Here is a 12,918-nt window from a genome sequence, read left to right as displayed (position 1 = left end):
GAAGGCGCGAGCGGCCCCCGAGCGCGCTATCTTCCGCGGCCGTGGAGCCCTTCACCGTCGCGCTGACCCCGTCAGGTCATCTCGTCCTGCGCCCGGGCGAGCCGGTGGACGCCCTGGGCGAGGCCGTCGCCCGCCGCATCCGGGCCGCGCTCGAGCGGGGCCACGGCCCCGGCCTCCTCCACCTCGGCGCCCGCGAGGCGCGCACCGCGCTGCCGCCGGCGCTCGCGTTCTGGCGCGACTTCGCGCGCGCGTTCGTCGCCGCGCTCTGCGCCGTCCCGGACCTCGAGGAGCGGCGGGAGGACGCCGATCCGGAGCCGAGCCCGGGCGAGCTCGAGCAGCTCGCCGCGTCCGCGCCTCCGCTGCTCGGGGGCGAGTACCTCTCCCCCGCCGTGCTGCGCTCGCTCTGGGCGGACACGCTCGCCGCCTGGCGCGAGGAGATCGCCCGCGCGGCGGGGACGGTGCAGGCCTGGCTCGCGGAGCGTGACCCGGCCTGGAGCGTCGTCGGCCGCGTGCACCTGCACCTCGCCGAGAACCGCCAGGACCCCGAGCGTCCCTTCGCGTTCCTCGCGACGTACACGACCGGCCTCGCCCCGAGCGGCAGGCCCCGTCACCGCCGCCTCGGCGACGCCGTCCGCGAGGCGTCCTCCGCCGCCGACCGGCGCCGTCTCCTCGCGCTGCTCCAGCCCGTCCACCGCGCGTCCGAGCGGAGCCCTCTCGTGAAGGCCCTCGCCGACTCCGGCGCGCTCTTCCAGCCCCTCGCCTGGACCCCCGCCGAGGCGCACCTCTTCCTGCGCGAGGTGCCCGCCCTGGAGGAGAGCGGCGTCCTCGTGCGCGTCCCCGCGTGGTGGAGCGGACGGCACGCGCCGCGGCCTCGCGTGACGATGCGCGTCGGCGAGACGAAGCCCGCAGCGCTGGGGCTCGACGCCCTCCTCGACTTCGACGTCCGCCTGACGCTCGGCGAGGCCGAGCTCACGGAGGCGGAGCTGCGCGCGCTGCGGGCCGCCGGCAGCGGGCTCGTCCTGTTCAAGGGGCGCTGGGTCGAGGTCGATCGCGAGCAGCTCGACCTGGTCCTCCAGCGCTTCCAGGACGCGCAGCGGACCGCGGCCGAGGGCGTCTCCTTCGTGGAGGCGATGCGCCTCGTGGCCGGCGCCGAGCTCGGCGCGGAGGTGGTCCTCCTCGACCCGAACCGGCAGTGGACGGGGGTCCGCGCGGGCGCGTGGCTCGAGGAGACGCTCGCGTCGCTCCGGGGCGCCCGCGGCGCCGAGGAGGCCGACCCCGGCGCCGCGCTCCACGCCACGCTCCGCCCCTACCAGCGCGAGGGCGTCCGCTGGCTCTGGACGCTCGCGCGGCTCGGCCTCGGCGGTTGCCTCGCCGACGACATGGGGCTCGGCAAGACCGTCCAGATCCTGGCGCTGCTCCTGCTCCTGAAGCGGCGCCGCCTCCTCGAAGGGCCCCACCTCCTCGTCGTGCCCGCGTCGCTGCTCGCGAACTGGAAGGCGGAGGCCGAGCGGTTCGCCCCGTCGCTCCGGGTGCTCGTCGCGCACCCCTCCGCCACGCCGCGCGAGACGCTCGCCGCCCTCGACGCCGACGCCCTCGCCGCGCACGACCTCGTGGTCGTGACGTACGGCGCGGTCGCCCGTCTGCCGTGGGCGACGCAGGCCGACTTCGGCCTCGCGGTGCTCGACGAGGCGCAGGCGGTGAAGAACCCGGCGGCGCGGCAGTCGCGCGCCGTGAAGGCGATCCGCGCGCGCGTCCGCTTCGCCCTGACCGGCACGCCCGTCGAGAACCGCCCGGGCGACCTGTGGTCCATCTTCGACTTCGTGAACCCGGGGCTCCTCGGCTCGGCGAAGGAGTTCGCGGCGTTCCTGAAGCGCACCGCGTCGGCCGCTGCCGCGCCCCCGCCTCCGGCGCCGGCCCTGGACGGCGCCGCGCAGCCCTCGCCGTACGCCGCGGTCAGGGCCCTCGTCCGCCCGTACCTCCTGCGCCGCCTCAAGACGGACCGCGCGGTCATCGCCGACCTGCCCGCCAAGACGGAGGTGAAGGCCTTCTGCGCCCTCTCGCGGGCGCAGGCCGCGCTCTACGCCGAGTCGGTCGAGGCGCTCGCGCGCGAGCTCGCGGCCGTGTCCTCCGGCGACAGGGCGCGCCGGCGCGGCGTCGTCCTCGCGTACCTCCTCAGGCTGAAGCAGATCTGCAATCACCCCTCGCAGTGGCTCGGGGACGGCGAGTACGCCCCCGCAGCGAGCGGGAAGTTCGCTCGGCTCGCCGAGATCGCGGAGACCGTCGCCTCTCGCCAGGAGAAGGCGCTCGTCTTCACGCAGTTCCGCGAGATGACCGCTCCGCTCGCGCGCTTCCTCGCGAGCGCCTTCGGGCGCCCCGGGCTCGTGCTGCACGGGCAGACGCCCGTGAAGGACCGCGCGGCGCTCGTGCGGCGGTTCCAGGAGGACGAGACCGTCTCGTTCTTCGTCCTCTCGCTCAAGGCCGGCGGCACGGGCCTGAACCTCACGGCGGCCTCGCACGTCGTCCACTTCGACAGGTGGTGGAACCCCGCCGTCGAGACCCAGGCCACCGACCGCGCGTTCCGCATCGGCCAGAGGAAGGCCGTGCTCGTGCACAAGCTCGTCTGCCGGGGCACGATCGAGGAGCGCATCGACGCGATGCTCGAGGACAAGCGGAGGCTCTCGCAGGAGCTCCTCGAGGGGACGGACGAGATCCGCCTGACGGAGCTCGACGACCGGGAGCTCCTCCGCCTCGTGTCGCTCGATCTGCGCAGCGCGGAGTTCTGATCATGAGGGGGCTGCCCCGGGCTGCGCTCCTGCCCCGGCGGGCTCGCCTCGCGCGCCGGTCGCCGCTTAAGATCGCACGGTGGCGTTCGAGGACGGCGACCGGTTCCCCGAGTACGTGACGGCGGCCGAGCGCCGGCTGCGCGCCGAGCTCGCGCGCAAGCGCCTCGTGCGCAAGGGGGTCGTGCCGCAGCCCGTCGTCCTCGAGGGGCGCGACCTCGCCACCACGTTCTGGGGCAGGGCCTGGTGCGACCAGCTCGAGTCTCTCGCCGACCTCGCGACGCGCCTGCCGCGCGGCCGCGCCTACGCGCGGAACGGCTCGGTCGTGCACCTCGCGATCTCGCGCGGGCTCGTCAGCGCGTTCGTGAGCGGCACCGAGCTCTACGAGGCCGAGGTGCGGATCCGCCCGCTGTCGCCGGCGCGCTGGCGCGCCGTGAGGCGGGCCTGCGCGGGCCGCATCGCCACGGTCGTGGAGCTCCTCTCCGGGCGGCTCTCCTCCGCGGTGATGGAGGTGCTGTGCGATCGCGAGCGCGGGCTGTTCCCGACGAGCGCAGAGCTCGACCTGCGCTGCTCGTGTCCCGACGAGGCCCGGCTCTGCAAGCACCTCGCGGCCGTGCTCTACGGCGTCGGCGCGCGCCTCGACCAGGCCCCGGAGCTGCTCTTCACGCTGCGCGGCGTGGAGGTGGCCGAGCTCGTCGAGGAGGCCGGCGCCGCCGGGACGGTCGCGGCCGAGGCGCCGCCAGGCGCCGCGCTCGTCGCGGACGATCGGCTGGCGGAGATCTTCGGCATCGAGCTCGAGCTCTCCCGGCCCGCGCGCCCCCGCGGGCGGAGCGCGAGGCCCGCGGCGACGGCCTCGCGGCGCCGGCGTGCGAAAGGCTCGCGGCGAGGCCGGTGAGGCGGGCACGGCGGGAGCGTCACCCTCCCCCCGCCCGCCACAGGGCCCAGACCGCGGTCCACCCCATCGCGAGGAGCACGACGAAGGCCGCCCCCGACGTGAGGCTCAGGCGCGACATCGTCCCGCGCCCGAAGCGGAGTCCCCACCCGACCCCGACCGCCTGCAGGCCGTTCGCGAGGTGGTACGCCGTCCCGAGCACCCCGAGCACGTACACGATGAGTGTCGGCAGGTGGAACCGCATCTGGTGAGCCAGGTGCTCGAACGGCTCGGGCCCGCCCTCGAGGAGGCGCGGCCGGATGAGCGCGAGCCACAGGTGAGCTCCCAGGAACAGGAGGAGGCCCAGCGCCGAGAGCCGGTGCAGGCCGTGCCGCAGGGTCGCGAACCGGCCCACGTGGCGCGGCACGCGCGTCCGCGGGAGCCGCGCGAGGCCCCAGCCCGAGTGGAGCAGGAGCGGCACGAGCACGACCGCGAGCGTCACCGCCTGCGTTGCCGGGCTCGAGTGCTCGGTGACCGCGCGCTCCCACGCCGCCCCCCCGCGCAGCGCGGCGAGGTTGTCCCACAGGTGGTTCACGGTCCAGACGCCCACCGGCAGGAGCCCGAGGAGCGACGCGAGCTTCGAGCCCAGGAACGTGCCCGCCACGACGCCGGCGCGAACCGGACGCGCGCCGGCAGCGAACCGCCGCCCGTGCCGCTCGCCGGCTCCGACCGGCCGCTCCGCATCGATCGTGCTCGCCATGCCGTGTCCACGCGCGAGCGGCACCGGAGGTTACGGCGCGCGCGGCGCGCGCGCGGCCCCACCCGCGTCACCGCCGTGTACGCGCCCGCGACCCTCGCGGCGCGCACGCCGGAGGTCGAGCACGGACGCGTCGGTCCCGCGACCCCGGGCTCATCCCGCACGGCCTCGAGGCCGGTCGGATCGGGGGCTCGGCCGGGGCCTCGCGTAACCTTCGCGCCTCCTCGCTCGTGAGGTGGCGCAAGGAGGCAGGATGAGGATCTTCATCACGGGTTCCACGGGAGTCATCGGCCGGCGGGTGGTCCCCGCGCTGCTCGCGGCCGGCCACGAGGTCACCGCGGTGGCGCGGGCGCCGGAGGCGCGCGAGCGGCTCGTCCGCGCCGGGGCCAACGCCATCGCGCTCGATCTGCTCGACCCAGCCGCCGTCCGGCGCGCCGTCGCGGGCCACGAGATCGTCGTGAACCTCGCGACGCACATCCCGTCGCCGGGGCGGATGCTCCTGCCCTTCGCGTGGCGCGAGAACGACCGCCTCCGCCGCGAGGCCTCCGCGAACCTCTGCGAGGCGGCGCTCGCCGGCGGGGCGTCTCGCTTCGTCCAGGAGTCCTTCGCGCTCGTCTACGAGGACGCCGGGGACGCGTGGGTGGCCGAACGCTCCCGCATCCGGCCGGTCCGCTACAACCGCTCGGTCCTGGACGCCGAGCGCGCCGCGGCCCGCTTCGCGAGCCATGGGGGAGCGGGCGTGGTGCTCCGCTTCGCCGCGTTCTACGGCCCGGACGCCTCCCACCTGCGGCCGCTCCTGGCCGCGGCGCGGCGGGGCTTCGCCGCCCTGCCGGGCGCCGGCGACGCCTTCATCTCGTCGATCTCCCACGACGACGCGGCGTCGGCGGTCGTGGCGGCGCTGAGGGTCCCCCCCGGCGTCTACGACGTCGCCGACGACGAGCCCGTCCGCCGCCGCGAGTACTTCGACCTGCTCGCGGCCGCCCTGGGCGTCCCGCCGCCGCGCCTGCTTCCGCCCTGGGTGAAGCTCGTCTCCGGCTCGCTCGGCGAGCTCCTGGCGCGCTCGCTCAGGATCTCCAACTGGAAGCTGCGCGAGGCCGCGGGGTGGGCGCCCCGTTATCCCAGCGTGCGCGAGGGCTGGGCGGCGACGATCGGCGCGCTCAGCGAGCAGCCGGCTGCGCCGGCGGAGCTGGAGGCAGCGCCGTGAGCTTGCGCGGCGCGGCGATGGCGTGGATGCGGGCGATGCGGCCCTCGGCGTCGAGATCGACGCGCAGCACGATGCGGGGCGCGACCCGCGGCCCGCCCGCCGGCAGGTCCACGACGAGCGCGGGGAGGCCGTTGAGCCGGACCCAGGTCGCTCTCCGCTCGCCGCCGCCTCGCGGCGTGACCCCGACGAAGAACCGCGCGACGTTGCGCGCGCCCTCGAGCACCCGCGGCGCCGCCAGGTACTCGCCGCCGCCGTCCGAGACGGCGCGCGCGTCCGCGGCGAGGAGCGCCTCCGCCCGGGCCAGGTCGCCCGCGAGGATCGCCCCGACGAACGCCTCCAGCGCCGCCCGCGTGCGCGCCTCCAGCGCCGGAGACGCGGGCAGGCGCGCCGCGTCGTAGCCCTCCATCGCGCGCCGCGCGCGGAGGTGCGCGACCTTCACCGCCCCCTCCGTGGTGGAGAGCACCGCCGCCGCCTCGCGCACCGAGTGGCCGAGCACGTCGCGGAGGAGGAGCACCGCGCGCTGCAGCGGCGTCAGCCGCTCGAGCGCGACGAGGAACGCGTAGGAGGCCGACTCCGCGGCGTCGTAGCGCGCGTCCGGCGTCGGCTCCAGGTCCGGCGTGTCCGTCGGGACCGGGGCGGGCAGCCACTGGCCCGTGTACCCGCGGACGCGGCGGCGGCGCAGGTGATCGATCGCGAGCCGGACGGCGACCCGCGCGAGCCAGGGCCGCAGCGGCTCGCCCGACCGATCGGGGCGCGCCGTGAGCGCGCGCGTGAACGTCTCCTGGACGAGGTCGTCCGCGTCCGCCGCGACCCCGGTCATGCGGTAGCAGATGCCCCACACCGCACGCCGGTGCCCGTCGAGCGCCTGTCCGAGCGCGCGGTTCTTCGGTTCGAGAGCTGGGGCCTTCGCAGCCATGGTGGTCATGGGGGGCGATCACGCCCGACGGTGGCAGAAGGTAACGAGGCCGTCGCCGCGCGCAGCGCGCAATGGGGCGGCGGGCGGGCGGAGTCCACCTCGTTGGCAGCCCGGCGCCTCCGGCCGGTGGGCCCGGAAGGGTCTCGCCGGACTCCGCCGCGGCCTGGCGCGAGGGACCCAACCTTCCTGGTCCATGCCCATGGCGCGCGTGTGTGCCACTACACCTGATCGCGCAGGCGCGCCTGCAGAGAGAGGACCAGAGCCCATGATCCGTCCGGACATCCTCCAGCAGTTCCCGCAGCTCTTCGGGACCCAGCGCGTGAACGGCCGCGAGATCGACGTCGAGCAGACGATCGCGACGCTGACCCGCGAGCTGCGCCCCGCGATCGCCGCCGCCCTCACCGCGCGCCGGGCCCTCCTGCAGGACCCGGCGCCGGCCCGCACGAAGTACGCGTGGCCGCGCTGGGACGAGACGTTCGAGGATCCGGTGAGCGGCAAGGCCTGGACGTACCGCGAGATCGTCCAGGGCCTCGTGGACAACTTCCTCGGCCGCGAGAGCGAGCGGCGCTGGCGCCTCAACGACGAGGTGCCCATCCCCGACCACGTCCACCCGACGAAGAACCCGGGGCTCGAGCTCACCGGGCCGTGGCACCCGCTCGACATGGCGTTCAACGCGCTCAACTCGCCGGCGCCGATGAACATGCCGGACTTCGAGGACGCGTCGCCGCCGCACTTCCAGCCCGACGGCACCCCCACGAACCAGCCGGTGGGCATCTTCGCCGCGATGGCGAACGCGAAGGAGATCCACGAGGGCCGCTGGACCGGCCGCCCGTACGAGGTGGTGAAGAAGGGCAAGAAGCGCGCGTACCAGATCACGAAGCCGCCGGCGCAGTGGCCGACGCGGCTCGCCCGGCCGCCGAGCCTGCACCTGCGCTACGACCACGTCCTCGTGGACGGCGAGCCGGCGCCCGGGCTCGTGGTCATCACGACGCTGTGGGCCCTCAACAACTACGACGCCCTCACCCGCGCCGGCAGCGGCGTCTACTACTACATCCCGAAGCTCCAGACGCCGCGCGAGGCGCTCATCGTCGAGCGGCTGCTCTCGCGCCTGGAGGGGCTCATCGGCGTCCCCGCGGGCACGCTCAAGGTGAAGATGCTGTACGAGGAGGGGAACGCGGGCCGCTACCTCCCCGGCATCGCGTGGGTGCTGCGCCGCCGGCTGCTCGGCATGAACGTCGGCCGCTGGGACTACCTCGGCAGCATGATCGAGCTCTGGAAGGACGATCCCGCCGGGATCTTCCCGGACCCGCAGAGCATCGGGATGGCGACGCCGATCATGATCGCCTACCAGCGCTACGCCGCGCTCATGATGCTCATGGCGGGGATGAAGGGCGGCGCGCTCACGAACGCGGCGCCCATCGGCGGGATGGCCGCCGTCATGATCTACCAGGGCGGCGATCCGTACGGGCGCTCCCGCTACAACCCGGTGGCGCTGCGCGCCATCACGATCGACAAGCTCCGCGAGCGCATCCTGGGCCTCATGTTCATGCCCGAGGCGCCGCTCGCGGCGGACGCGCAGCCGACGCTCGCCGACATCCTCGCCGGCAAGGTGAAGGGCACGCTCCACGACGCCTTCCGGCAGAGCTGGGTGGCGAGCCCGGAGGCGGAGTACGTCGCCGCGGGCAACGGCCCGCTCCGCGCCGAGCTGTCCGGCCTCCAGGCGCTCGTCGAGGCGAAGCTCGAGACCATCGACGTGAAGGGGAAGGCGGTGCCGACGGTGGCGAGCGGCCTCGACGCGGCCGAGCGGCAGCTCTTCCAGTCGCGCGGGCTCCTCGACGCGCAGGGCAGGATCACGCCGTCGATCGTCCGCAAGGAGCAGCTCGACGCGCCGGAGAAGATCTTCTCGGCCGAGCGCTGGGAGGCGATCTACGCGCCGCCCAGGGGCGACGTGACGATCGAGCACGTGCAGCACTCGTTCTACATGGCCGCAAACTACGGCTTCCAGATCCTGAACGGCAACTTCGCCGCGGCCATCGACGACTACGAGCTCCGGCAGCGGTTCATGAACGACCTCGCCACGTACCGGATCTACGTGTCGTGGCTGTGGACGCTGGTCCAGCACCAGGCGCCGATCACGAAGGACGGCCACCTGCAGCGGCAGACCCTCACCGAGGACGGCGTCGTCATCGGCGCGAACGCGGAGCCGATCAAGGCCGGGACGCGCTTCACCCGCGACCTGTTCCAGAAGGTCTGGGACTACCACTTCGAGTGGACGCGGGAGTTCTTCGCGGAGCAGGACCGTCGGGGCGACCCGCCGCGCTTCGACCGCTCCAAGGCCGACGTGATCATGGAGCTCCTGAAGCGCCAGCTCCTCTCGCCCCGCTACGTCCAGCACAGCGCGCGCGTGCTGTTCGTGGTCGGGCAGGCGAACGCGCGGGAGCGCGGGCAGATCCTGGACGCGATCTTCGACCTCGAGCGCCCGGAGATCGTCGAGGGCGTCCGCACGGGCGCGCTCGCTCCGGCCGCGCTCTCGTCGCACGACTACGTGCACGACGTCTTCGGAGGGGACTCCGCGTCGCAGCCGGTCGGTCCGGCGCGGAACTGAGCGGCCGCGCGGGGCGCCCCGCGGGACGCGACGTCACGGGGCGCGGGTGGCGCCGGCGAGGTGCGCTCTCCGCGCACCTCCGCTCCCTTGATGCCCGTCAATCGAGCCGCTAGCGTGGGACCTCCACTGGAGGTCACTCATGCGCCTGCGCCTGCCGTCCGTCGCCCTCGCCACGATCCTCGCGGTCTCGCTCGCGGCCTGCGGCGGGTCGGACTCCGGCTCGGCGCCGGTCCAGCCTCAGTACCAGCCGCAGATCACGAACGTCGCCGACAGCTTCGGCTTCCAGCTCACGGGCGTGGCGAACGGCGACGGGACGCTCTCGTACACGTGGCACAACACCGGCACGATGGCCTCCGTCGACCGCTCGAGCGCCGTCAGCGCCGGCAGCGTGACGCTCACGCTGCGTGACGCCGCCGGCGCGCAGGTCTACCAGGGCGCGCTCGACGGCGCGACCGGCTCGGTGTCGACCGTGGCCGGCGCCGCGGGCGACTGGACCATCGTCGTGGACTTCACGCACACCACCGGGACGATCAACTTCCGGGCGCAGACGCAGTAGCGGCTCGCCCCGGCCGCCGGCCCGGCGCTGCGCGGCCGCCCGCGCGGTGAGGCGCGCCGCGCCGCGCGCCTACCGGCTGATCGGCTTGTACCGGATGCGCCGCGGCTTCGCCCCCTCCTCGCCGAGCCGCCGCCGCTTGTCGGCCTCGTACTCCTGGTAGTTGCCGGTGAAGAACGTCCACCTCGACTCGCCCTCGGCGGCGAGGATGTGCGTCGCGATCCGGTCCAGGAACCAGCGGTCGTGGGAGATGACCATGACGCTGCCCGCGTACTCGAGCAGGGCGTCCTCGAGCGCGCGCAGGGTCTCGACGTCGAGGTCGTTCGACGGCTCGTCGAGGAGCAGCACGTTGCCGCCGGTCATGAGCGTCTTCGCGAGGTGGAGCCTGCCGCGCTCCCCGCCGGAGAGCGCGCCGACAATCTTCTGCTGGTCGGCGCCCTTGAAGTTGAAGCGCCCGATGTAGGCGCGGCTCGGCATCTCGAAGCGGCCGACCTGGATGACGTCGCGCCCGCCCGAGAGCTCGTCGAAGACGGTCTTGTCGCTCGCGAGGTTCTCGCGGCTCTGGTCGACGAACGCGAGCTTCACGGACTGGCCGAGGGCGACCTCGCCCGCGTCGGGCTTCTCGGCGCCGGTGATCATCTTGAACAGCGTGGACTTGCCCGCGCCGTTCGGTCCGATGATCCCGACGATCGCGCCCGGCGGGACGATGAACGACAGGTCGTCCATGAGCAGCCGGTCGCCGAAGCCCTTCGTGACGCCCTTGAACTCGATGACCTTGTCGCCGAGCCGCTCGGCCACCGGGATGAAGATCTCCTGCGTCTCGTTGCGCTTCTGGTACTCGACGCTGGAGAGCTCCTCGAAGCGGGCGAGGCGCGCCTTGCTCTTCGCCTGCCGCGCCTTCGGGTTCTGCCGCACCCACTCGAGCTCGAGCTTCATCGCCTTGATGCGCGCGCTCTCCTGCTTGGCCTCGACCTCGAGCCGCTGCTCCTTCTGGTCGAGCCAGGAGGAGTAGTTGCCCTTCCACGGGATGCCGCGGCCGCGGTCGAGCTCGAGGATCCACTCGGCGGCGTTGTCGAGGAAGTAGCGGTCGTGCGTGACCGCCACGACCGTCCCCGGGAAGCGGGTGAGGAACTGCTCGAGCCACTCGACCGACTCCGCGTCGAGGTGGTTCGTCGGCTCGTCGAGGAGCAGCATGTCCGGCTTCGAGAGCAGGAGCTTGCAGAGCGCCACGCGCCGCTTCTCGCCGCCGGAGAGGTGCTTGATGGTCGCGTCCCAGGGCGGCAGGCGCAGCGCGTCGGCGGCGATCTCGAGCGCGTTGCCGGTGTCGGCGCCCGCGCTCTCGATGATCGCCTCGAGCCGCGCCTGCTCCTCGGCGAGCTTCTCCATGTCGGCGTCGGGCTCGCTGTAGGCGGCGTAGACCGCCTCGAGCCGCTTCTGCGCCTCCGCCACCTCGCCCTGGGCGGACTCGACCTCCTCGCGCACGCTCCGGTCGCCGTCGAGCCTCGGCTCCTGGGGCAGGTAGCCGATCTTGATGCCGTTCTGGCGCTGCAGCTCGCCGTCGAACTCCTCGTCCACGCCGGCCATGATCCGCAGCACGGTGGACTTGCCGGCGCCGTTGAGGCCGAGGAGGCCGATCTTGGCGCCGTGGAAGAAGGAGAGGGAGATGTCCTTGATGATCTGCCGCTTGGGCGGGACGACCTTGCTCACGCGGAGCATCGACATCACGTACTGGGCCATGGCGCTCGGAGGTGAAGGTGGAGTGGAAGGCGCGAGAGCCTAATCGAAAACCCGCCGCCTTGCCCGGGCGCGATGGCCCCACGCTCCGGGGATCGGCCTCTCGCCTCAGCGGCGGCGCTGCCGGCTTGCCCACTCCCGCAGCGTCAGGGGCCGGATGCCCCAGCGCGCCTCGAGGGCCGGGATGTCGGCCGAGTAGCCGACCCGCTCGAACCACTCCAGCATGAGCGCGAAGTCCTCGCTGTTCGCCCGCACGACCTCCATCGGGATCTGCCGGTAGGCGACCTTCCGCCCGACGAACCCGCTCACCGCCTCCGCCGCCTCCGGCAGGGTCACGGCGTCGCCCGCGAGGTCCGTCTCGGAGCCGCTCCACTTCTCCGCCTCGACGAACGCCTGCGCCGCGAACCGCCCGATGTCGTCGGAGGCGATCATCTGAAGCTTCGTCGCCGGGCTGAGCGCGCTCACGAGCGCGTCTCCCTGCAGGAACTCGGGCGAGACGAGGTTATCCATGAAGAAGACCGGCCGCAGGATCACGTGCGACGGGAACCTGAGCGACCGCACGGACTCCTCCACCCGCGCCTTGCTGTCGAAGTGCGGGATCCGGGTCGCGAGGTGCGCCGAGCCCACCGAGCTGTAGACGAAGTGCTGCACGCCCTGGCGCCGCGCCAGCTCCGCGAGGCGCTTCCCCTGCTGCTCCTCCCGCTCGACGCCCGCCTCCCAGGTGTTCTGCACCGCGAACACCCCCCACGCGCCTGTGAGCGCGCGCGAGAGCGACGCGGCGTCGTCGAGGTCGCCCCGGACCACCTCCGCCCCGAGCGCCGCGACCGCCTTCGCAGCGTCCCCCTCCGGCTTGCGCGTCATCGCCCGGAGCGCGAAGCCGCCGCGCTCCGCGAGGTGACGGAGCGTGGCGCCGCCCTGCCTCCCGGTGGCGCCCGTGACGAGCACGATCCTCTCCTCGGCCATGCGCTGTCCCTCCTCGACGAGCCTCGGCGGCGAGGCCCAGTCCATTTCCTGTCGAGGCCGGCGCCGCCACGCACCGCGAGGGACTCACCGGGCGCTCGCCAGGACGGCGGCATGCCCGTGCAGGCGATCCCATCCTCCCCCCCGCGACGCCCACCTTGTTCGAGCGTCGCCTGCCCGCACGGCGCAATTGAGCAGTGACCAGGAAACGAAGAGGAGCTCCCATGGCGAACCCAGCAGAGCCGCAGCAAACGCCGTCCGCCTCGTCGCAACCCCGGGCCGCGCGCCTCGCGGCGCTCCGAGACGAGCTCGATCACCGCATCGACGAGATCGTCGACGCGGGCGCCGACCGCCAGCCGACGCTGAAGAAGGAGTTCGACGCCGCCTGGAACGAGCTGAAGAGCGAGGCCGACAAGCTGCACTGAACGTCGAACGGGGGCTGCGCCCCCGCCCCGCCGAGCAAAGCTCGTCGGGGGCCCACCCCTGCTCGCCGGGTCCCGTGCGACGCCGCGAGCGGCTTCGCCGCTTCCGCGGCGTC

10 protein-coding genes are annotated in these 12,918 nt (G+C 73.9%); 6 read left to right on the top strand and 4 right to left on the bottom strand.

The genetic code is table 11. The annotated features are described in order from the left end of the window. Positions 1-41: 41 nt before the first annotated feature. Both MNZ39_RS00870 and MNZ39_RS24770 read left to right on the top strand, forming a co-directional pair. A complete protein-coding gene (locus tag MNZ39_RS00870; RefSeq protein ID WP_242333198.1) occupies positions 42-2,783 on the top strand; it encodes a DEAD/DEAH box helicase in 2,742 nt (913 codons plus the stop codon). A 79-nt stretch (positions 2,784-2,862) separates the two neighbouring features. Further along, complete coding sequence (locus MNZ39_RS24770) at positions 2,863-3,675, top strand: SWIM zinc finger family protein (RefSeq protein WP_242333196.1); 813 nt, start codon at positions 2,863-2,865, stop codon at positions 3,673-3,675. 19 nt (positions 3,676-3,694) lie between these two features. On the opposite strand, the gene MNZ39_RS00860 is transcribed toward MNZ39_RS24770, so the two are convergent. After that, a complete protein-coding gene (locus tag MNZ39_RS00860; RefSeq protein ID WP_242333194.1) occupies positions 3,695-4,411 on the bottom strand; it encodes a succinate dehydrogenase in 717 nt (238 codons plus the stop codon). Between the two features lie 250 nt (positions 4,412-4,661). On the opposite strand from MNZ39_RS00860, the gene MNZ39_RS00855 reads away from it, so the two are divergent. Further along, the gene (locus MNZ39_RS00855) at positions 4,662-5,612 is read left to right on the top strand and encodes an NAD(P)-dependent oxidoreductase (protein ID WP_242333192.1); all 951 of its coding nucleotides are present in this window, start codon (positions 4,662-4,664) and stop codon (positions 5,610-5,612) included. Here MNZ39_RS00855 and MNZ39_RS00850 read toward each other — a convergent pair. Beyond that, complete coding sequence (locus MNZ39_RS00850) at positions 5,566-6,528, bottom strand: sigma-70 family RNA polymerase sigma factor (protein ID WP_242333190.1); 963 nt, start codon at positions 6,526-6,528, stop codon at positions 5,566-5,568. The two genes, MNZ39_RS00855 and MNZ39_RS00850, sit on opposite strands and share 47 nt — an antisense overlap. A gap of 265 nt (positions 6,529-6,793) precedes the next feature. Between MNZ39_RS00850 and MNZ39_RS00845 the strand changes: the two genes are divergently transcribed. Together MNZ39_RS00845 and MNZ39_RS00840 are read left to right on the top strand one after the other, a co-directional pair. After that, positions 6,794-9,133, top strand: a complete 2,340-nt coding sequence (locus MNZ39_RS00845) for a malate synthase (RefSeq protein ID WP_242333188.1) — start codon at positions 6,794-6,796, stop codon at positions 9,131-9,133. Positions 9,134-9,272: 139 nt separating this feature from the next. Continuing rightward, positions 9,273-9,689: a hypothetical protein gene (locus MNZ39_RS00840; protein WP_242333186.1), complete on the top strand. Its 417-nt coding sequence runs from the start codon at positions 9,273-9,275 to the stop codon at positions 9,687-9,689. 69 nt (positions 9,690-9,758) lie between these two features. Here MNZ39_RS00840 and ettA read toward each other — a convergent pair whose 3' ends face one another. Further along, positions 9,759-11,423 (bottom strand): energy-dependent translational throttle protein EttA, encoded by a 1,665-nt coding sequence (gene ettA, locus MNZ39_RS00835; protein ID WP_242333184.1) that lies wholly within the window; start codon positions 11,421-11,423, stop codon positions 9,759-9,761. A 105-nt stretch (positions 11,424-11,528) separates the two neighbouring features. Beyond that, on the bottom strand, positions 11,529-12,383 hold the full coding sequence (locus MNZ39_RS00830; protein ID WP_242333182.1) for an NmrA/HSCARG family protein: 855 nt from the start codon (positions 12,381-12,383) through the stop codon (positions 11,529-11,531). Between the two features lie 221 nt (positions 12,384-12,604). Between MNZ39_RS00830 and MNZ39_RS00825 the strand changes: the two genes are divergently transcribed. Next, positions 12,605-12,805 carry a hypothetical protein gene (locus tag MNZ39_RS00825; protein WP_242333179.1) on the top strand — a complete coding sequence of 67 codons (201 nt, stop codon included), beginning with the start codon at positions 12,605-12,607 and terminating at the stop codon, positions 12,803-12,805. Positions 12,806-12,918 lie beyond the last annotated feature (113 nt).

The sequence above is a fragment of the Anaeromyxobacter sp. SG66 genome (assembly GCF_022690805.1).
Lineage (GTDB): Bacteria > Myxococcota > Myxococcia > Myxococcales > Anaeromyxobacteraceae > Anaeromyxobacter > Anaeromyxobacter soli.
The sequence above is the reverse complement of the archived record's forward strand: the minus strand, read 5'-3'. Positions and strand labels throughout refer to the sequence as shown.